This is a genomic window from Oceanobacillus polygoni (assembly GCF_008304605.1).
GTDB classification, from domain to species: domain Bacteria; phylum Bacillota; class Bacilli; order Bacillales; family Amphibacillaceae; genus Oceanobacillus; species Oceanobacillus polygoni.
On sequence record NZ_PIJY01000049.1, the window covers coordinates 1 to 21322 of the forward strand.

The 21322-nt window shown below is 32.8% G+C and carries 23 protein-coding genes and 4 tRNA genes; 2 read left to right on the forward strand and 25 right to left on the reverse strand.

Annotation, left to right across the window (positions count from 1 at the left end; all coding sequences use genetic code 11):
• Positions 1 to 310: 310 nt before the first annotated feature.
• The 22 genes from F1560_RS20670 to xis form a co-directional block, all read right to left on the reverse strand.
• Positions 311 to 384: transfer RNA gene (locus F1560_RS20670), tRNA-Ile, on the reverse strand.
• Between the two features lie 15 nt (positions 385 to 399).
• A tRNA-Gly gene (locus F1560_RS20675) sits at positions 400 to 473 on the reverse strand.
• Between the two features lie 28 nt (positions 474 to 501).
• Positions 502 to 578: transfer RNA gene (locus tag F1560_RS20680), tRNA-Pro, on the reverse strand.
• A 3-nt stretch (positions 579 to 581) separates the two neighbouring features.
• A tRNA-Arg gene (locus tag F1560_RS20685) sits at positions 582 to 658 on the reverse strand.
• A 379-nt stretch (positions 659 to 1037) separates the two neighbouring features.
• The gene (locus F1560_RS20690; protein WP_149476522.1) at positions 1038 to 1448 is read right to left on the reverse strand and encodes a DUF4231 domain-containing protein; all 411 of its coding nucleotides are present in this window, start codon (positions 1446 to 1448) and stop codon (positions 1038 to 1040) included.
• 158 nt (positions 1449 to 1606) lie between these two features.
• Positions 1607 to 2857: a TRAFs-binding domain-containing protein gene (locus F1560_RS20695; RefSeq protein WP_245347877.1), complete on the reverse strand. Its 1251-nt coding sequence runs from the start codon at positions 2855 to 2857 to the stop codon at positions 1607 to 1609.
• 59 nt (positions 2858 to 2916) lie between these two features.
• Positions 2917 to 3309 carry a TIR domain-containing protein gene (locus F1560_RS20700; RefSeq protein WP_149476523.1) on the reverse strand — a complete coding sequence of 131 codons (393 nt, stop codon included), beginning with the start codon at positions 3307 to 3309 and terminating at the stop codon, positions 2917 to 2919.
• 193 nt (positions 3310 to 3502) lie between these two features.
• A complete protein-coding gene (locus F1560_RS20705) occupies positions 3503 to 3883 on the reverse strand; it encodes a hypothetical protein (RefSeq protein WP_149476524.1) in 381 nt (126 codons plus the stop codon).
• A gap of 84 nt (positions 3884 to 3967) precedes the next feature.
• Positions 3968 to 4459: a hypothetical protein gene (locus F1560_RS20710; RefSeq protein ID WP_149476525.1), complete on the reverse strand. Its 492-nt coding sequence runs from the start codon at positions 4457 to 4459 to the stop codon at positions 3968 to 3970.
• A 4-nt stretch (positions 4460 to 4463) separates the two neighbouring features.
• Entirely contained in the window at positions 4464 to 5543 is a 1080-nt protein-coding gene (locus F1560_RS20715; protein ID WP_149476526.1) for a lysozyme family protein, read from the reverse strand.
• A 37-nt stretch (positions 5544 to 5580) separates the two neighbouring features.
• Complete coding sequence (locus tag F1560_RS20720) at positions 5581 to 7731, reverse strand: CD3337/EF1877 family mobilome membrane protein (RefSeq protein WP_149476527.1); 2151 nt, start codon at positions 7729 to 7731, stop codon at positions 5581 to 5583.
• On the reverse strand, positions 7718 to 7933 hold the full coding sequence (locus F1560_RS20725; RefSeq protein ID WP_149476528.1) for a hypothetical protein: 216 nt from the start codon (positions 7931 to 7933) through the stop codon (positions 7718 to 7720). The genes F1560_RS20720 and F1560_RS20725 overlap by 14 nt, the downstream gene beginning before the upstream one ends.
• 68 nt (positions 7934 to 8001) lie before the next feature.
• Positions 8002 to 8262 carry a hypothetical protein gene (locus F1560_RS20730; RefSeq protein WP_149476529.1) on the reverse strand — a complete coding sequence of 87 codons (261 nt, stop codon included), beginning with the start codon at positions 8260 to 8262 and terminating at the stop codon, positions 8002 to 8004.
• A gap of 67 nt (positions 8263 to 8329) precedes the next feature.
• Entirely contained in the window at positions 8330 to 10837 is a 2508-nt protein-coding gene (locus tag F1560_RS20735; protein WP_245347878.1) for an ATP-binding protein, read from the reverse strand.
• A complete protein-coding gene (locus F1560_RS20740) occupies positions 10743 to 11246 on the reverse strand; it encodes a conjugal transfer protein (RefSeq protein ID WP_149476530.1) in 504 nt (167 codons plus the stop codon). Before F1560_RS20740 ends, F1560_RS20735 begins: the two co-directional genes overlap by 95 nt.
• Before the next feature lie 13 nt (positions 11247 to 11259).
• Entirely contained in the window at positions 11260 to 11511 is a 252-nt protein-coding gene (locus F1560_RS20745) for a TcpD family membrane protein (RefSeq protein ID WP_149476531.1), read from the reverse strand.
• Between the two features lie 17 nt (positions 11512 to 11528).
• Positions 11529 to 12563 carry a conjugal transfer protein gene (locus F1560_RS20750; RefSeq protein ID WP_149476532.1) on the reverse strand — a complete coding sequence of 345 codons (1035 nt, stop codon included), beginning with the start codon at positions 12561 to 12563 and terminating at the stop codon, positions 11529 to 11531.
• A gap of 2 nt (positions 12564 to 12565) precedes the next feature.
• Complete coding sequence (locus tag F1560_RS20755; RefSeq protein ID WP_245347879.1) at positions 12566 to 12865, reverse strand: hypothetical protein; 300 nt, start codon at positions 12863 to 12865, stop codon at positions 12566 to 12568.
• A gap of 313 nt (positions 12866 to 13178) precedes the next feature.
• Positions 13179 to 14222, reverse strand: a complete 1044-nt coding sequence (locus F1560_RS20760) for a replication initiation factor domain-containing protein (RefSeq protein ID WP_149476533.1) — start codon at positions 14220 to 14222, stop codon at positions 13179 to 13181.
• Between the two features lie 43 nt (positions 14223 to 14265).
• Positions 14266 to 15621, reverse strand: coding sequence for an FtsK/SpoIIIE domain-containing protein (locus F1560_RS20765; protein WP_149476534.1), 1356 nt, complete (start codon positions 15619 to 15621; stop codon positions 14266 to 14268).
• 166 nt (positions 15622 to 15787) lie between these two features.
• Positions 15788 to 16165, reverse strand: a complete 378-nt coding sequence (locus tag F1560_RS20770; protein WP_149476535.1) for a DUF961 family protein — start codon at positions 16163 to 16165, stop codon at positions 15788 to 15790.
• Positions 16166 to 16607: 442 nt separating this feature from the next.
• Positions 16608 to 16805, reverse strand: coding sequence for an ICEBs1 excisionase (gene xis / locus F1560_RS20775; RefSeq protein ID WP_149476536.1), 198 nt, complete (start codon positions 16803 to 16805; stop codon positions 16608 to 16610).
• Between the two features lie 241 nt (positions 16806 to 17046).
• Between xis and F1560_RS20780 the strand changes: the two genes are divergently transcribed.
• Together F1560_RS20780 and F1560_RS20785 are read left to right on the forward strand one after the other, a co-directional pair.
• Complete coding sequence (locus F1560_RS20780) at positions 17047 to 17445, forward strand: helix-turn-helix domain-containing protein (RefSeq protein WP_149476537.1); 399 nt, start codon at positions 17047 to 17049, stop codon at positions 17443 to 17445.
• 556 nt (positions 17446 to 18001) lie between these two features.
• Positions 18002 to 19111 carry a tyrosine-type recombinase/integrase gene (locus F1560_RS20785; protein WP_149476538.1) on the forward strand — a complete coding sequence of 370 codons (1110 nt, stop codon included), beginning with the start codon at positions 18002 to 18004 and terminating at the stop codon, positions 19109 to 19111.
• Positions 19112 to 19169: 58 nt separating this feature from the next.
• Here the strand turns inward: F1560_RS20785 and arsC are convergent, their stop codons facing one another.
• The 3 genes from arsC to F1560_RS20800 are packed head-to-tail and all read right to left on the reverse strand — an operon-like array spanning position 19170 to position 21306.
• Positions 19170 to 19589 (reverse strand): arsenate reductase (thioredoxin), encoded by a 420-nt coding sequence (arsC, locus tag F1560_RS20790; RefSeq protein ID WP_149476539.1) that lies wholly within the window; start codon positions 19587 to 19589, stop codon positions 19170 to 19172.
• A gap of 58 nt (positions 19590 to 19647) precedes the next feature.
• Positions 19648 to 20937, reverse strand: coding sequence for an arsenic transporter (locus F1560_RS20795; protein ID WP_149476583.1), 1290 nt, complete (start codon positions 20935 to 20937; stop codon positions 19648 to 19650).
• Positions 20938 to 20961: 24 nt separating this feature from the next.
• Positions 20962 to 21306 carry an ArsR/SmtB family transcription factor gene (locus F1560_RS20800; RefSeq protein ID WP_149476540.1) on the reverse strand — a complete coding sequence of 115 codons (345 nt, stop codon included), beginning with the start codon at positions 21304 to 21306 and terminating at the stop codon, positions 20962 to 20964.
• Between the last annotated feature and the right edge of the window lie 16 nt (positions 21307 to 21322).

Consider the following 21322-nt stretch of genomic DNA (forward strand, 5'->3'; position numbering starts at 1 on the left):
AGCCAAGATCAAACTCTCCATAAAAGTGTTTGTAATACTTAGCTGTTGTAGAAGCTGACTTCTACTTGTTTTAAAAAGAAAAACGAGTTTTCTTTTTTCTTGACATACTGGTTGTTTTGTTCAGTTTTCAAAGAGCAAATTTGTTTGTCGTTCTTTTGGAGCGACTTTATTAATTTATCACATCTTACAAGTTGTTGTCAATAACTTTTTTAAAATATTTTTCATTCGAAATATTCCTCTGTTTTCGACAACTTTTATACTGTAACACCTTTCAGAAGAGATGTCAACACCTTTTTATAAAAAAGATGAATGGGCCTGAGTGGACTCGAACCACCGACCTCACGCTTATCAGGCGTGCGCTCTAACCAGCTGAGCTACAGGCCCACATAAATAGTAAGTTGGAGCGGGTGAAGGGAATCGAACCCTCATCATCAGCTTGGAAGGCTGAGGTTTTACCACTAAACTACACCCGCAAGATAAAATTATACTTTAATACATCACTGGTCGGGAAGACAGGATTCGAACCTGCGACCCCTTGGTCCCAAACCAAGTGCTCTACCAAGCTGAGCTACTTCCCGTAATGGCGCGCCCGAGAGGAGTCGAACCCCTAACCTCTTGATCCGTAGTCAAACGCTCTATCCAATTGAGCTACGGGCGCATAAAAATGTCTGTCATATAAATGATGCGGTCGAGAGGACTTGAACCTCCACGGGTTATTCACCCACTAGGCCCTCAATAACGTGAAATGACGTTACCAGTCACAATACCTTATTAAAAGTACATCTAATTATATCACTTTTATATTTTTATAGTTTTTTTAATTCCTTTTGGAGTAAAAAAGGAGTAAAAACATAAAATAGAAACCGTACGTCAGAACAACAAGTGTTTTTGTCGTACGGTTTAAAATATTACCATGTTTATTTTTACAAGTCAACATTTTTTTTAATAGAGTTTAATCATTTTTACCTAAATCGTTTAACAACCGTCCGTTTTCGGATTAATAGAGCATTGCATATTATTATGAGAGGTTTACCTTGTTATACACCCTTTTCAGAGTGTAAGTTTGCCCAGTTTACATTTTCCTTGGAAACAATACTCTCAACACGTTCCACTAAATAATTAAGCGTATGGTCAGAAGTATATATTCCTGATTTGGTCAAAAACATATATTTTTCTTGCCTAAGTAATTCACAAATACTCCGATATTCAATCCAATTTTCATGATATTTAGATAGTGATAGCCAACCTTCAATAAAAGCAATACTACCACCTAAAACAGAAACGATTATTGTATTAGGACCAATACTAATAACTACAGGTATTGCCGTTGCAAATAGTATTTCTAACCTTTTTAACCACTTGTATTTTTTTTGGCAGCTTATGCTCTTTTTATCATACCAATTAATTTGATATTCTAATCGTTGATTAATATAGTCTTCTTCATTCATATTATACAATCACCTATTAATCTTTTTTAGCTTTATTGAATTCTTATTTATTCAACACAATTTTATTTCTGTATTTCTATTGATATTTATAGGAGGTGACAGGAATGGGAAACAATGATAATAATTCCTTGGTCAACTAACCAAACACCTCACATAAATCACATTTTTTTAATAGGTGATTTCTCAAGGAGTTCATTTAGCTTTACTATCTGTGATTCGGTGGTTTTTCTTTCCCAATTATCTGTAGCTATAGAGGTTGCAGCCTTTTTAAAATGCTCGTACTTTTCTAAATTGCCTACCGCAAAATACGCCTCTTCTAAAGTAGCCACAATCCAATATTTATCACTTCTTTCATTAAAATTGCCCTGTTCGTATAATTCCTTGCAAATAGAAATTACTTTTTCTCTAATTCTATTTGCAATAATATAGTCAGTTATAGCTTGGTTAAACTCTTCTTCAATACTTGCTTGTACGTTGTATAAATATGCTAAATTAATGCCGTTATAATAATCATTTTTAATATAAAATCCTTTTTCGTAATTTGATATTGATTTCTGCAAGTATGTTTTTTCATTTAATTCCTCCCACAAACGTTTATTTATTGCACCAGAAAGACCTAATGTTTCAGGGTCTGTCGTCTTTTCTGGATTTAATGACTCTACAATTTCTAAAGCTTCCTTCAAAGCCTCTATATGACTGGGATATTTACTTTTATATGTAGCTAGTGCAAGTTTTTGCAATATATATTCATTATTAGGATCAATTGTATTTGCATGCTTAAGTAATGATTTTGCTTCAATAAACTCATCTTTGTCCAGATGCCGTATAGCACTCTCGATAATATTTCCTAATGTATCTTTTAAACCATCACTACCAGGTTCTTCTGTATTTTCTCCTGTTTCTTCAATTGTAGGAGGTTTTAAGCCCTTTAAATATGTATAAACCGGACTATCTATCTCCTGTGTATCTAATATAACTTTTATAGTATCAATAAGTTCATTCTTAAATCTTAGAGCCTCATCATAACCTATGTCTTTTCCTAGATGTTCATATTTGCGAATCACTGTATGATCCACATCAAAAGGAGGCTTTAAATCGTTTTCCGCAATAGCAATAGTTGTTTTAGGTCTTAAAGCATGTCTTACCCCTAATTCATAAAATGCATTTGAATTATTCGTAGATAGATCAGCTATTACAACGTCTGCATTTATCAATAAATTATACATTGGTACATCTATTGTTCCTGAATGCTTAACTTCATCAGCTCTTATACATTCTAAACCAGCTTCTTCAGCTGCTGGCTTAATGATGTTTTTATATGTTTTATCTAAGTTTAACTCTCTACCTGTAGATAAATCAGTTTTTATACCATACCCCATAATGACAAAGCATTTATTATTTCTTTTCATATAATTACTCCTTATAATAAAAAATAAAAAGCTCCGTGTAAGGAGCTTACCAATCTACATTAACGGGTTGCTAGGTCTTGAAGTTTTTTCTCACTCCAGTTATAAACATGAATGTTATTTTCTGATAAACATTTAGGAACTTTACCTTCTGTACCATTTAACCTAATCGCATATACAGGTTTCCCAGCATCTAATGTCATTCGAACTTCATGTGGCACCCAATAACTTTTATGAGTATCCTCCCCAACAAATACAATCGTCCTTGAGGTACCTTTTATCGTTTTTGAGATAGCTTGTTTTATAGTAGCTTCATCTTCCGTATTCCAACGCTTTAACAAATCCCTAACTCGAAAATCTAATGACGGATACTTTGGGTTAGTCGCTCTACCCTTTATAGTTAAAACCACGCCTCTATCTTCTTCCTTGAAACTAAAAAAAACGACATTTGCCATTAATACTCATCTCCCAAAATTTTCTATAATATATATTTCTACATAATGAGACTATATACCTTCTTTTCTGATCAAATATTTATTTGTACCCGAATTATGATGATTATAACAATAAATGAGATACTAAATAACTACACTTTAACGATGTTCTAAATTAAGTACATTAAACAATTGTTATGCAAATTCATTGCTTTCACTCTTTTATAACTTTCCCTTGCTTTTCGATATAATCGGGTTCTTTTTCTTTTATAGAATCAAAATCGATATCTGGGTGACCATTTACATTCCTTAGTCCATCATCACCTATTTCATAATATCGTGTACGCGTAAAATCTTCACTTTGGTCATAAACAACTAATTCAACATATTTTTCATTTTTCCAAATTTTTATATCAGAATTACTTCTCAAATCGTCTCCATAGTCTATATTATAAAATTCATAATCCGAATCGCCAAATTCTGGCATATCCGATTCAAATTCTTCAATAGTTAAGTTAACTAATTCTTCATAGGTTAAATCATTACCTTTTCCATCTACAATTCCACATCCTACAAACACTGTTAATAAAGTCATCAACAAACTCATTTTTAACATGTGTTTATACAATAAAATCACCGCCATTAGAGTTATAATTAGTTAACCTATGATAACATAGAACTAATATTGAAAAAAGTTAAAATCTACAATACGCCATTCCCCACCTATATTCTCTAAGTCTAATTCAATAAATGAATTAACTTTACTTTCTGTATTACCCAGATCAATTTGATTTACAAAAACACCCAGCACTTTTTGCTTTTCTTGTACGAATTCACCTAAATATACGTCTAAGTTACTTACATTCGAGTTTATATCACTTATAAACTCATCATATTCCTCATTAGATTCAAAATTTAATTCTTTTAAGACATCTTTAGTTACATACATTTCAACACTTTTTTCTAACGGTTTTCCTTGAAAATTAAAGTAAGCCAATATAAATTTTTCTGCTACTTCACCAGCTTCAATGTGAATGATTTCTTCTGATAATTCTAATTGAGAAATTTTATTTTCCGTTTGTTTTAACTCATTTCTATAATTCTCATTTTTTATAAATAAATATCCAATGACTAAAACAGCAACCGCATTTAATAACCAGTACCTTTTCATTTAATCATTCCAATCCTAAGGTTTTTTTAGGGTTTACCTTTTTTGAATGTGGTTGACCTAATTTGGTCAAGTGCTCTAGGTGCAAATGATTCCCAGTACTACTTCCAGTTGTACCGCATTTTCCTAACGACTCACCACGCGACACTTTATCACCAACTGAAACAGAGAATGATGTCATATGTGCATACCTACTAAATTCACTTTCTCCATGTTTTACAGTCACATAATTTCCATAACCAACATTACTACGAACCGCTTCTACCACATCACCATTAGCGACAGCTAATATGTCATCTTGAGGTGTACAACCAAAGTCTAATCCTCCATGAAAGCTATTAATCTCCCCTGTAATTGGATGCGTTCTCTCTCCAAACTCACTAGTTATCCTTATTTCCCTTAATGGAAAAGCCCAGTCACCATTAGACGTAGCAACACTGTCACCTTGCTCTAAATAACGCATAACATTCTGGACATAATTAGGGTCACCGTAGTTTGCCCACCCTAATTTTCGAGCCATGTAATTACTAAAATCTAAAGCTAATTCTTGTGAATACTTACCGTTATTATATATTTGGGCATAATCTATAAAACCATGTCCCATATTGTAAGCCTGCAATGCTAATTCAATATCCCCGCCAGCCTGCTCCAATACGTTGGAAAAGTATTTTACACCTTGATCAATCGACTTTTCGGGGTCTGTTAAGGTATTACGTGCCAACCCAAGAGATTCAGAGGATTGCATAACATCCAAATACCTTCCTCCTGATTCTTGCATTGCAATTGCCATTACAACATCTGTATGTTCTTCTATACCATATTTTTTTGTATACTCTTTAAAGAAACTTTCGTATCTTGTCACCTCGGGAGCGACACCCCTACTAATATACATATCTGTAGTTCCTTGATTTTCTTTTTGCTCTAAATGTTCCCCTATCATGTCATTACTTGTACTACTAGACATAATTAAATAAAGAATAACCATACCAAATAATAAAAAGACAACCAATATAAAGATAGCTATATAGATTTTCATTTTCCAACTGACCAATTTTACAGCAGGTATTTTATCTAATTTCGAATTCATACTTTACCTCCATAAAAATAAAAAAGAGAAATGCCTTCTATGACATTCCTCTATCTATATCTCTTTCTTTTTTACTTTCTTCTACAGAAGAAACATTTTTATTTTGTTTCACACCATCATTAAAACTTTCTATCTTTGTTCCATTGAGGTTTAGGTTTAGATTTTGCTTATTTCGAGTTGGTTTTAATTTTTGTCTCGGGTCAATATCATTTACAATTCCCACTTTATACGAACCGTACGGAAGTCTTTCATTCCTTGCTTTTTTACGACGAGCACTCTTCAGACTTTGCACATTTGAAATTTCACTTTGCTTAATTCTATCCGCTGCTCCATTATTCTCTTTAGATTTTTTAACACGATCATTTTTTCCAATTGGTTCAAATTGCACATCCTCTTTGTTTCTACCTTTTCCTTCCTCTAGATTATTTCCAGTAACCACCTTCTTATCTAGATTTTGTTTTCTACGTTTTAATGGAGCAACATGCTTAGCTTCTTTAGCATTTTCCTCTTTATTTATTTGTGAAGTACGTGGAACATTCTTCCTCTCCCTATTCAAAGCACTATTTCTTTCCGTTTTCATACTCGTTCTATTTGTATTTGCATCGTCCAACAATTCATCCGATTCACCCACTTTATTCATTGGGTTTTGTCTCTTTCTACTACGTCTCTTGTTAATTCTTCCTCGCGCATCATTAAATTGCTTACTATAATATTGATTCATATTTGGCATGATATTTTTATCTATCGATTGAACTCGCCCTGCTGTCACAAAATGAATAATGGAATTTCTTTTCACAATGATATAAAAGAACAGCAGAATTAATAGAAAGACATGTAATAGATACATTCCAGTATCTTCTGGTGGTACTAATCTATACAAGGTAAACGTCAATAAATAGGAAATGAATATAAAGATCCCCAGCATCGCTTTTATTAAAAAGACCGTAACTAGCTTTCCTAATGTATTGAAGCCACTCATTACAAATTGCGGTATAAAACTAATGAAAAATGCAAAAGGCAATGCTAAGGCAATCAATATTGCTAACAATTGCAATGCAAAATTTAATAAACCTAACAAAAGAAATGGTATAGACAACGCAATAACTATAATAAACGTCAAAAAAATTAAACCTGATTGTTTAAACGACCCACCCGATGCCATAGCCGAGTTATTATTTTTATTAACTTCAATATGGGCATGAGTTATTCGATAAACTGAACCTGCCGAACTTAAATTAAATGCTAACATTCTATCAACACGATTATATTGATCAAAACCAAAACCTAAATTCTTCACATTATCATTATTATTAATATCATTTTCCTCTGTTGTACCATAATTGATTAAAAGATATGGTCTTTTTAACGCTAAATCAAAATAGACATTACGCATCACAGACAAAGCGCCGTTTAATTTGTCATCTTCATCAATATCGTTAATAGCTGAATAAACGCCTTCTCTATCATTTTCAAATATCTCCAATAAACCATTACCTGCACTCACCAAATACCCTTGTGTTTCATTCGATATTGCATTCATTGACTTTATTAGAAAACTAGCATTAGCCATCCAATATCCAGCAACAACCAAAACAACAATAAATAAGAGAAATTTTCTTACAGACTCCCTCGCATTACCATTTGTAAAGAACAAAAAGACAAGGTAGCCACACAAAAATGCAAACAACAATTCAGCAAAATAATCTTTTAAGGTTTGATAAATATCATATGAAATACTCTGCAGGTCATCAGCAAATTCATCTAATATCTGTAAGGAAAATAGCTTTTCTAAACTTGAATCCGTAACTATAACCACATGCTGAATTATCCCCATAAAAAAGTTATTGATGCCATACAAGTTAAATCCAAATATCCCATTGGTATCTTCATTATTTACCATGTAACGCTCAACAGGATATTTCTTAATTTCTAATTCCACACCACCCTTTTTTATATTCTCTTCACTTTCTGGCTGGTTCATATATTCATGTGGTTTGTATTTTTCACTTAAAATATCCCCGAATATATCCATTAGCATTTTCCCTATTGGATTGTCTACCTCTATTAGATTAGAAATATTTCCCTCACTATCTGCTTCATTCTCAGCAAAAACAGTTGTAGCTGATAAATGGACACACAAAATTAAACTACTAAATACAGTCATAAATAGTTTTCTACTTTTCAACATTTACATGTTCCTCTAGAAAAATTAGTATTGTTTCACATGCATTTATTACACCGTTACAATAGGATATATATTCAATATCAGATTCCTTTCGAATCCCATCTTTCTCTAATCTTCTTACAACATCTTTTTCTAAATGACATGTAAACTCATGATGCTTTTTAAGACCATTTAATAAATTTCTTAAAATATCGAAGCTAATCATTTACAACACCAACCTTCTTAAAAAGATTAAAAAGTGACTACCACCTGATAGCCACTCTTTTATAGGCATTACACCTCAAAGCAGAAACAATAGTATAGCTTTTTTTCTTCCTCTCCATCTTCATCTATTTCCACGCTGAAAATAAACTTATAACTTTCATCCTCTCTAGCATGCGAAACAATTTCAAATGTTCCTAGTTCCCCTTCTCTCATGTCATTCGCGGTCTGAATCGCTTGTATACGGATTTCCTCGTTATTACGAAACATTTCTAATTCGACCAATTCTTCCTCAAATCTAAACCAATTTTCAACATCTACTACATAAGTCATTCATAGACACTCCCTCTCCCTTTTTATATTTAAAAAATGGCTACCATTTTTTGATAGCCATTCCTTTTTATAAATATTTTTCTTCTGCATATGCGACCGCAGATTTATTCACCGTTTCTAATGCCCCTTCCCATTCTTCAAATAGACATTCGACAGTAATCTTAGAGGTTCGACCAAATACATCTTTCATTAAACACTGCCCTTGCAACATGTTATCCAACATTTCTATATTTTCTTCACTTGGTTCCATATTCATCCACTTTAATATATCGGTTCGTTCGTTTTCTTCATCAAAAGCAAATGATACCCCGAAATTACCTGTTTCATTTTCCTTCTCTCGTAAAGCATCTTTCGTACTTTGAGAAATAAAATACAACGCATTGTTATAACTCCTCCCAACACGTTTCATACTCTTTTCAACTTTCTTCCCTTGACGTGAAGAAACAATAACCCATGCTTCATCAATAAATTCGGCTGTTTTTTCATCTTTATCCTGTTTTCCAAACAGTTCACAATACTTCCCTAGCGCTAACATAATCGCATTTGATTTCATTTGACTATTCGTATACGTATCTACACTTGCTGTTGCTTCTGGCAAATCAATATTTTCAATCTCAATGATACTTATACGGTCATTTAAAGAAAGCGCAGCATTCGAACCGTCATGAATGCACAATTTCAAAATACTATCAGAAACAACCTCATATAAAAAATCACCTGCTTTTGCTACAGATGATTCTTTACTGTCTTTCATAATATCGATAATATGCATAGAACCAACTTGTTCCCCTTTTTGCTTCCTCTCTAACACTTCTGAAATGGCTCTTAAAAAAGCTGTGTGAATTTCATCTTTCCCTTTAAAATCATAGACTTCCGAAAAGATATCTTGAATCAATTCCTTTGCTTGGTGTGATGGAAGAAATGCAACAGGGTCTAATGCTCCCCAGTTATCCTTCTCTTCAAAGTCCAATGTGATAAACTTAAACTTTTTCAAATGCTCAACGAACAAAGGATAATCACGCTTAATAATACTATCGTTTATGATTTTATCTATCCATTTTCTAAACTCTTTTTTTGGATCAATATATAATGCTTTTATATATAGTAGTGTTACATAGATAAATAATAACTTTGCAAGATACGATTTCCCACCACCAGTATCGCCAGTGATTAATACATGTGGTGAACGATATTTGCTCCCTTTTATATTTTGATTCGCTAACATAGGATGAAAGAAAACAGGGTCACGACTTGCCATTTTTGCACTTTCCAAATCCTTATGCTTATTAAACCTATCCACCCATCCAATAAAAAAGCCTATTTTTGAACCAATATCGGAATTTACACCAAATAAACTTTCTCCTAATCCATTTTGTGTGGTTGGTTGCAGCCAATTCCTATCTGTTGCTTCCAATTTTTCAGCCGGTAGCATTCGATAAAACAAGCTTAATTGGTCGGCAGTCGGAACACGACAGATAATATTCAACTGTTTAAAATATCGTACTACTTGTTTAGCTCGTGTTAAACATTCTTTTTTATCTCTTCCAGTAACCGCAATCGTTGCAAGCCAGTTCATCATAGAAACATCATGACTTTTTATCTTATCTTGTAAGTCTCTAATCAAATAATGACTATCTACTACAGATGAATCAATTGAATCTCCTGTCATTGCCTGTTCATTCGCTGATTCTTTTAATTCCTTCCCTTTTAGATTTAACTTTAATTTCGTTTTACTTTTTCCTTCGGCTTGAATTTTATAATCTATTCCTACTTCAAACGGCAATGATTGTGCTTCATAAAAAATATCACTTTCAGCCATATTATCGGGAAACTCATCAATCACAACAAAAGTTAAATAACCTTCATCCTGTTCACTACTTAACTTCAAGCATGATGATTCTCCTGGATCAATAATGGTGTTTGTGATTGCTTTGAAATTTCCATTTTCCATCTCTTCTGCCACATCATGATTCAGACCTCTTATAAAATCGTAACGGTTAACGTAGATCAATTCTTGTTCATCTAAACGTGAACCATTGACTCCTGCCACCACTTTGTAAACTGTATCTTCCATTTCCTCAAATTGTTCAAAAAAGGAGGCAGGAACATTTTGTTCCCACCCAATCAAATTAACAAACGCATCTGTCACATTGGAAAAAATAGAGAAAGCATTCTCTTTCAGACCTTCATCTAGCTTTACAAATGCATTTTTTAATTTAATCCCAATAATAAAATCATTCTTTGTCATATTCCCCAGTCGAGAAGTTAGGATATTTTCCGTTTCTCCCAAATAATAAGTCCCAACATCTTCACTATCTTTCGATAAATCTAAACTTAAGTCATTAAAACGTTCCCTTAAACGAAATTCTTGAGGATACATCTTTAAATGGAAATCCTCATATTCTGTTACTTCCTCAAAGAACATTCTCCATTTACGCTTATAGTTTTCCACTACCTTCTTATTTTGTATCGGAATAGATTCACTCTTTATCCGATAATACGCGAACACGTCTCCCATTCTCGTTAAGAGCATATTGTTTCTTATCGTTTTTATTGCTGGTTTCAGTTTTGCCATTCTTATTATCCACCACCCACACACATTGCTTAAATGTTATTTTTCTATCATTCATCCAAACTACTTCCTCCCCATTGCAAAACTTTTTTCTCGGGATTTTTATCGCTACTAGATATTTAACATAATCGTACATATACACATAAATATTTTTACCTTCAGGTTTGATTTTTGTTACTAACCAAGTTAGTAATAATGGAATACCTATTAAAAAAACAAACCATGTATCAGAAAACGCATAAGGGTATACCCTACGTATCATCCAGCCTATTAAAAAAATTAATCCAAGAAAAAGCAAAAAATTAATAGCTGGTATTAACTCAATCGTAAAAGGCAAATAATAATAATCTGTTATTTGCCTAATTTTTTTCGGTTCTCTTAATGCTCTACGGTAATTAAAAATCTCTCTCATAAATATCCCTCTTTTAAAGCGTATTAATAAAGGCTTCTATCCATCCACTAACCGTGTTCCAGTTACGAACAATGAAGTAAACTGCTCCACCTACTACACAAGAAATAATAATAGCCCCGACTTTAAATTTCGCTAAATGCTTTGTTACAAGAAAGATAACAATTAATAGAATAGCTTGTTGTATCACTTCCAAGCCCCAATTCTCTATTCCATCCAAGGTAGGTAAATTTGCACTGGCTAAGAACATTACATTCATAAATTCCATTCTTTATTTCCTCCTAATCAAATGTAGTTAAATTCCTCCACGTAAAAGTTATTTTCATTTTTTGAAATAGTCATTTCCACTTGATTGACTTGTTGAATATTGGTCAGTTCGTCTCTAAATATCACCTCCAAGGAAACCTTATAATTTTCACCATCTATATAAATCATCAGATCGCTTATTTCCTCAAACAAAAAAGAACCGTTTAATGTTTGCGGTTCTTCCATCAAATATGCCATTTCTTCTATAGGTTCAGTAGAATACTTTTCAAAAAAAGTATTCAAGAATATGGCAATATTCTCTTCTTCATTTCCGTTATATCCCTCTAATCCAATTGCTTCCTTTTCATATTCAATGTTTCCAGCCAATGAGGGGACTTCTGTAAAATAAGGTATTGCAGAAACACTAAATAATCCATTTTCATAGATAATCGGAATATTTAATAACAAGGTTTTCTCTTCTTCTTCTGTTTCCGTTTCTTTTTTGATCTCCTTCTTCTTTCCTTTTCTAACCTCTTTTTCTACTTCTCGCTCTACTTGATTTTTGAAGGTTACCTTGTACTGATAAAGACTTGTATTACCCTTATCCTCCATATGAAAGAGATTAAAAGTCTTTAATGTTCTTGTTCCACTCACTCCCTCCAAGTCATACAAAGGATTTCTATCATCATTAAATGTCTCATTGAAAACCATGTATTCTTTTAAATTATTGGCTCTCTCTTCTAATGCTGCTCCTTCATTTGGAACATTTATATACTCTCTGACAAAGGATGACAAAAATTCATTTGCTGAAGCATGTGGAATTTCCTCTTTCACTTCCTCATTTTCGCTAGCTTCAACCAATTGATTTGTTTCATTCAATATGGAACGTGTATTTATTGATAATAGGATGGATAGTGTCGCAAGAAACAACATACCAATTATTAATAACCAAACAAAAAAAGCAGTGCGCTTTGAATGATCTTTGCGAATACTGCTTCTATCTTTTTCTGGTTTTTTTATTTGCCTAAACTTCCCCTTAAATCGACTCTTCATGGATTCATTTTTTTCACCCATAATTATCTCCTTTCAATATAACTTAAAAAAGATGTTACTTTTCGTAACACCTCCTTTGGCGAAGCATCTTCAACATATACCTTTTCATTTATTTTCAGACCATCTTTAATATATGTTGCCTTATAAAAAGTATAGCGATAAGTTGAATAACCTTTTTTCTTAAATCCTTCAATAATTAAAGAAGTATGCTTGGTTAAATCTTTAACATACACCTGTTGGAGTTTTGTAAATCTTCCCTCCCTCAACTCTGGAACACCGACAATAAAACCAAGATTTTTAAAACGTTCAGTAAGACTAAACATTTTATTCACTCCTCTTTTATTTAGACACTAAACTACAATCAAGGTTCAGGTAGTATTTTTTGAGAAGAACACTCAAAAATTCTCCACCTTTTCCCCCTTGATCTCCGTTTTTTTGTCGGTGTTTGACATACGCCAAGTCAACTATACTCAAAAGGAATTAAGTTATTATTGACTTGCCTTTATTAAGTGTACCGACAAAATCGTTTGAGCATCGTTCGAAAATAAATGACTATGCGATAATAAGTTACGTTTAAATTCGTGGTGTTTGGCCACCACACTGCCAGCCAATATCACTACCTCAAAAAGGGGGAACTCAAACAACCATATCCAAAATCTTTGCCATATAAACTTTCATCATATGTTCTTGTTTTGGATTTAATTCTGTCTCTTCTTCTACATCTTGTAAATCAGTTGTTCCCAAAGTGTCATCAACTATCTTTACCATCTTCATCGTTCTAACACCGTATTTCATAAACCAATTTTTTGATTTCTCATAGAACTTGTCATCTGGCTTTGTAAATAACCTTAACTTTTCTACATCGGAAAGGAATTCTTCCCAAAAAGATGAAGTTACCCAAGATTGGCGACTCTCACTATTTCCCCTATCAACAAATCTCAAATAATTTTTTATAATGCCTTTTGCGACATGCAACAAATTCTCATATTCTAATATCCCTAAAATAGCATTGTGTGCTCTATCATTTTTTAATCTTAATTCATACCTGTTCCAATCTCCGAATTCCTCAACTGGTACATTAAACTTATTAGCTTGCTCATAATTTTTTTGATAAAAACATAAATAAACCTCAGACTGCTTCGACCCAAAATATATCGTTGTACCTCTATAATCACCATCTTCGATATTCAAAGAACCATTGTAATCACTTTTTCTAAATTGGGATATGGCTTCACCATGCTTTATTTTTTCCAAAATCATAGGTATTTCAAAATAGGTTTTTTTATCATCAATCGCAATATCCAACCTTGGAAACTTCCCGTTATTTTCTAAGCAATCACGAAAGAAATCGAACCACGTATTCTTTCTAGCTTTTAAAAAGGATTCAAATTGTCGGCAACCTTTTCCCGACATTTCAACTAGAATTCCCCTTTCGTCTAAACTATGAGAATAGAAAACTTTTATATTATCTAATTGGTAAGTTCCAATATATCCATAGAAGCCACTTTCTTTATGTTCCATATAGTCTTTTTTTAAATGCACAACTTTTTCCAATATCAAATCAATATCATGAGTTTTGAATGATACCCTTAAATAGTCAATCATTGCTGTTAAAGGGTTTTCATCGTTTTTTATTATCTCTACCCCCCTGTTAGAGTAGGGGGGGTTTTTAGTCGTCATTCGCTTCGCTCACTCCTCCGGGCATCCCACTGTGTGACGCTCGCTAATCACTGCCGTTGGCGACTGCCGTCGCCCCGCTCACTCGCCCCTGCGCTATATGCCCTATTTGCTTTATAAAATCATAACCTTTCGGTACTAAGGGTGTATAAAACTCCGATATTACAGAGGTTCCTGTATCAGCATATCCACGCCCTTTAATTGACTTATGCACAAAAGTTTTATCCGTATCACCAAACATCATCCCATATCCTGTTTCACTGTTTTTTCCTAAAGCTACTCTAAAATTAAACTGGTCTCTGATGCCATCGGCAAGATATTTCGCGTCTGGTCGCTGCGAAGCCAAAATTATAAAATATCCAGCTTGCCGACCAAGCATAACCAACTGTTTCATATACTCTAACGCCTGCATTTTTTCCTTTTGATCTAACATTTCCATAAATGCCACATATTCATCAAATACAATAAAAACAGGAGATAACCCTACGTAAGCATAGTTTTCTCCTGTTCTATAATTAGGCAATTGTTTCATATCCTCTGAACGTTTCAACATGCCTTCAACCGATTTCCTTAATGTCATCATGATTCCATCCTTTTTGCTAAAAACGGTTCTTTCTGGCATTACTGCTTCCAAGTCAGCTAAGTCTGCATTTTTCGGATCTAAAATTTTTAACTCTGCACCAGACTTAAACAATGCATCTATCATTGTTAATATGAAATAAGTTTTCCCTCCACCAGTTCCACCGGAAATAAGCATGTGTGGTAAATTATCAAACTTCCAATTGATATGTTTCATTAATTTCATAGAACCATTTTTTACTACAACATCTTTTATAGTTATTCGATTCTTACGCACATCATAGAGAAATTTAAAACATATAAAGTTTTCTTCTATCTCTCTTTCCACCAAGTCACAAAACAACCCATTTTCCAATTCCTCACCAAGTTCTAGGAATCTTCTCTGAAATCGACTCATATCTAATGCAATTCGTATATAGATAAAACCCTTTTTAACTTGATAATAAGCACGTGGAAAATAGGTAATCTTTGTTTTGGAAACTACCTTATCAGATAATCCCCATGTGGATTCCGTTTTATAACTCTCCTTTTCTATAAATCTATTAGATATAAACATTCTCGCTATCTTTTGCCTATGCCAAATACGTTTAAATTGCTCATAAAACAAAAAATAGACCATCGCAACAGCAACAGTCCCAACAATTAAAGCTATTAAAATCCCTATTCCTATATAACCCCAGTTCCACATGTCAATAGACTTCAATACATCCCATTGAAACCATTGTTTCACTTGAAACAGACCGTCTTTCCAATAAAGGAAAAGAGTCACAAGGAAAATAGGGATAAATATGGATAGACCTGCTCTTAATACACCATGTTGCATACTAGGCGCTAACCTAATTCCTCTATATTTCCAAAAGCGCTTTTTTATATATTCAATTTTTATCACCTACTACCTAAAAATCTGTCTCAAAATCAAAGTTTGATATTATTTTTCCCAAAAAATTATAATAGCGTGCTAATTAATAATTAACTAGCACGCTATCACTCTATTTTTTATCCACACCTGCACCTACAGGCTCTTTATTCTGTTTTGAGCTAGCACCCATCTCCAAAATATCTTCTGCTTCCACTGTCCAGACGACATTAGCAAAGTTTCCATTGGCTTGTGCCCTAGCTTTGATAACAGGATTTCTTAATTTCACTTGCTTATTAAATTCAATTTCTTTCAAATCTATATATTCCGGTAACGTAACTTCAATCTGTTCTTTTTGAGTTGCGGAAGAAAGATTATAAACACGAGCTTCTAATATATCAGTACGTTGATTCTTATCACGATCAAAAAACATTCTCTCACGTTTTAATCCCATAAAAAATAAATCACCAAAAGTTAATTCATCAGGTATAATTCCAGTTTTAAATTCCATTATAAAATCTCTCCTTTAATAGTTTAATAGTTTTAAATTAAAATTCATATCTTTATAAATCTTTGATCATTATTATTATCGAATATTCGCTAGGCTCTGTACCCATCACGGCGCTTATCAGTCGCTAACTTTTAAGAAGGTCATGGCAACCTAGTAGGTTATCATTATAACCATTAGCACGCTTTTTCTAGCCTGCTACAACTGTTTTAAAAGTGTAAAGTTGTATCCACTTAATACTTAAGTATCCATGACACAGATTCCAAACTATGTTATAATAAAAGTGTCTAATTTTTATTGGGTGTTTGGTAATGTATCATTATCAGATACCCTTTCTTTCTATATTCAGTTTTCAATGTACAACCATCCTTTACTTTATAAATAATGATTCTTTTTTCAAAACTAACTCGTTTTCGATGAATCACCTCCTAAAAGAATTTCACAACTAAAAATTGCTAATATTATTATAGACAAACCTTTCTTCAAATTTTTCTTTATTAACTCTTCCTGGTAATACATAATAACCATCATTTTTAAGTTCATTATTTAAAGCTCTAATAATTTGATATGCTTTTGCTTCCTTAACTTTTAATATCTTTTGTACATCTTTAACTGTTAAAAATTCAAATGTGGTAGCTTCCATTATTAATTCGCCTCCTTTTTAAAAAACATATCCTTAACTATATTTACATTGTAATTGTACTTAGAGTAAATGTCAATGATTAAATTTAGTTTTTGTTTAAATAATATACAAATAGTAAATAAATATTATTTTTAACAGATTGTATAAATATATGTAGAATATGTACAATCTGATATAATATAAAACACGAAATAAAAATCACAAAATATAGAATTAAAATATAGAATGGAGAAATATAAAAATGACTTTAGGAGAGAAATTAAGGATAGCAAGAATGAGAAAAAAGCTAACTCAAATGGAAGTCGCAGACAAATTAAATATATCCAACATCTCATTATCGGCATATGAGAGAGATAAACGTGACCCAGATACAGAAACTTTGAAAAAAATGAGTGAATTATATGATGTATCAACCGACTATTTATTAGGATTAACTGATTACGAAAACAAAGAAGCTTATGCAAAAAAATCTAAACTAGAAAGTATTTTTAGCGAAGTTGTTATGGAAGTTCAAAACGATAACGATCCAACCATATACCTCGATGAAGCTAATCTAGATGAAGAAACTATTCGTTTAATAAAAAAGGCATTAAAAAATGGGATGAAATTTGTAGACGAAATGAAACGTGATGGAAAATAATGTTATAATTTGAAACCTTTTCAAAAATTAACCGTATATAATAAACAAAGTCACATTATATAGACAATTCAATAATTGTTTTATATAATGTGATATCAAAATGATAAGGATAAAATTACAAATATTTCTAGGAGTGATACTATCTTTTCCAAGGAAAATATAAGAGAAGAAACACAAAGTATAAAAGAACACTACCAAACAAATGACATTTACAAATTATGCAAGCGTTTAAAATTAAAAATTTTTTCAAATGAACTCGGTAATGTTAAAGGCATTCTTCAATTTCATAAAGGTAAAGTAATCGTCCATATTAATACCAATATGGAATATAAAGAAATATTACTTTCATATATTCTTGGATATTTTTTGTTTCAGGCACGAGCCAACCAAACTATTATTTTCGAGGAGGTAACCTATAATGAAGCTCTAATTTTTAGTTCCGAATTCCTTAACCAACCAATAGCTAAAGTAACAACAAAAATAAACCGATTATCTAGTAGTCCGTTTTTTTTTACAGCCAAAACAGAACATAAGTTCCTAAAGGAGTGATCATACTATGCCTATTAAAAAGAACAAACACGGGAGTTATAATGTTGACATTAGTATAGGTACTGACCCAATCACAGGTAAACGTAGGCGGTTAACAAGAACTGTCGAAACTAAGAAAGAAGCCGAAGATCTTTATTATCAATTATCTCAAAAGTACAATCGCGGTAAAGAAATCGGTACAAGGAATCTTAGTTTTAAAACAGTTACTGAAATTTATCTTGAAGAGTGTAAATTACACGCCAAACCTAACTATTATCAAAATCAACGTTATCTTATTCAAAAACATTTACAAGAACAGTTTAAAAACAGCAATTTGAAAAAAGTTACGAAAGATGACATTAAAGACTATCAACAAAAACTAATTAACTCTGGTCTTGGAAACAAATCAATCAACAACATTATGATTACTTTAAAGCGCGTCTTTGAATCAGCTCTAGAGGCAAATGTTATTCACACTAACCCATGCAATGGAGTTAAAAATCTAAGTCTAAATAAAGAACAAATGAAATTTTGGACACCAGACCAATTCAAGGAATTTATCTCCTTAATTGATGATGAAAATGAATTTCTGTTTAAAACTTATTATACCGTCGCCTATCTAACAGGCATGCGTTGCGGTGAATTATTAGCTTTAAATTGGAATGACATTGACAGCTTCCGGCGTGAAATAAATGTATATAAATCACTTACTTATATTGATAAAGAAGTTATTATAACGGAGCCCAAAACAAGAAATTCTATTAGGCGCATCAGTATCAACTCAAAGCTTTTAAAATTACTTAACACATGGAAAGAAAAACAAAAAAATTTATTAAATAAATTTTCAATAGAACATACCAATAATGTTCATGTTTTTCAATATCGAGAAAAAGCACCAACAAAAGACATTTTTAGCCGACGAATCAAAACAATTTGCGAACGTGGAAAAATTACACCGATTCGACAGCATGATTTAAGACACTCCCACGTGGCTTTATTGATACACCAAAGAGAAGACTATACAACCATTAAAGAAAGACTTGGACATGCATCTATAAAGACGACAATCGATGTATATGGTCATCTGTTCCCTAATAAGCAAAAAGAAACAGCTGATAGACTTGATGATTTATTTTAGAGCACGAACATAAAAAAACACCAAGAGAATTTTCATTATAAACTCTTGGTGTTTTTTGTTACTCTCCTGTTTCAGCAAAGCGTCTAATTCGATCACCAATTTCATCACGAACACGCTGGAAAACCGCCCATTTCTCTTCTTCCGTTCCTTCTGCTCTTGCAGGATCATCAAATCCCCAGTGTTCTCGTTTGACTGTAGGCGGTGTGACTGGACATTTATCTTTTGCATCACCACAAAGGGTAATAGCTAAGTCCGCGTTATTTAGTATTTCAGAGTCGATGATATCAGATGTTTGATTAGAAATATCAATATCGACTTCTTTCATAGCTTTTACAGCATTTGGGTTTAAGCCATGTGCTTCGATACCTGCGCTGTACACGTTCCACTCATCACCTAGATATTTCTTTGCCCATCCTTCAGCCATTTGGCTTCTACAAGAATTTCCAGTACATAAGAAGTAAATTGTTTTTTTAGACATAATAGATTCTCCTTTGGATATATAAGTAATAGTTTAATTTAGTTGTTGAATTGTAACGTTAAAATAATAATATCGTTAAATATAAGCCTACAAGTGTAATAAACAAAATTGGGATGGTTAAAACAATCCCCGTCTTAAAGTAAGTCCCCCAAGAAATTTTAATTCCTTTTTGAGATAGTACATGGAGCCAAGCTAAGGTTGCTAATGAACCAATTGGTGTAATTTTTGGACCTAAATCCGATCCAACTACGTTAGCATAAACAAGTGCTTCTCTTAATACACCGGAAGTATTTGTTTCAGCAATAGCTAAAGCATCAATCATGACGGTTGGCATATTATTCATGATTGATGACAGGAAAGCTGCAATAAAGCCCATTCCAATGGTTGCGGCAAATAAGCCTTGTTCAGACACGGTTTGAAGAACATCCGCCAGTGCAGATGTCAGCCCGGCATTTCCCAATCCATATACCACCACATACATTCCAATGGAGAAAAACACAATATCCCATGGCGCTCCTTTAATAACCTCTTTTGTATGAACAGCAGGGCTACGTTTACCCATGATTACGAAAAATATAGCAATGGCACCCGCTATTAGAGATACTGGAACATTGATAAAATCACTGGTAAAGTATCCAATCACTAATAAGCCAAGTACATACCATGATAAACGAAACATTTTATGATCCTTAATAACTGCTCTAGGTTCACTTAATTTGGAAATATCATACGAACTTGGGAGGTTTTTTCTAAAATAAATTAATAATACAGTGATTGTGGCAACTAGTGAAAATAGATTGGGAATAATCATTCTAGAAGCATATTCCACAAACCCAATTCCAAAAAAATCTGCGGAAACAATATTAACTAGGTTACTTACTATAAATGGTAAGGATGTAGTATCCGCAATAAATCCACTCGCCATGATAAACGGAAAGATCATTTTTTCTGTGAAATTTAAGTTTCTAACCATCGCAAGAACAATCGGCGTAAGAATTAATGCTGCACCGTCATTTGCAAATAATGCAGCTACAATTGCACCTAAAATACTGATATAAACAAACATCCTAATCCCATTACCTTTTGCAATTCGAGCCATATGTAGTGCAGCCCACTCAAATAGCCCTACCTCATCTATTATTAAGGAAATAAGAATGATAGCAACAAATGCCAAGGTGGCATTCCAAACCATTTCTGTTACTGCTATGACATCATTAAACCCTACTACTCCTACTAATAAAGCAATAATTGCTCCACCCATTGCAGACCAGCCAATGTTCAATCCCTTTGGCTGCCAAATTACTAATACGAGTGTTGCTACAAAAATTAATATTGCTAGTATAAGCATGGTTGACAAAATAATACCTCCAATCTAACAACAAGAAATTCGTGTACCTTTTTCTTCAAGTTCATTTAATTTATAATCTTGATTAGGCAGTTGATCAAGAATCGGTTTAATAAATGAATAATACTCGTTATTTTTATTTACCAAATAAAATATCCATTGACCTTTTCTTTCTTCGTTAACCAGTCCTAAATCCTTCAGCTTACGTAAATGTTGACTAATGGATGGTTGACTAGTTTGAAATATCTCAACAAACTCACAAACACAGCAAGCCTGATTATCAATTAATTTCAGCATCGTCAACCTTGTTTTATCCCCCATTAATTTTAAAATCACTGCAGCTTTTTCCATTTCGATTGTTGTTTGCAACACTTTACCTCCTTCAAAT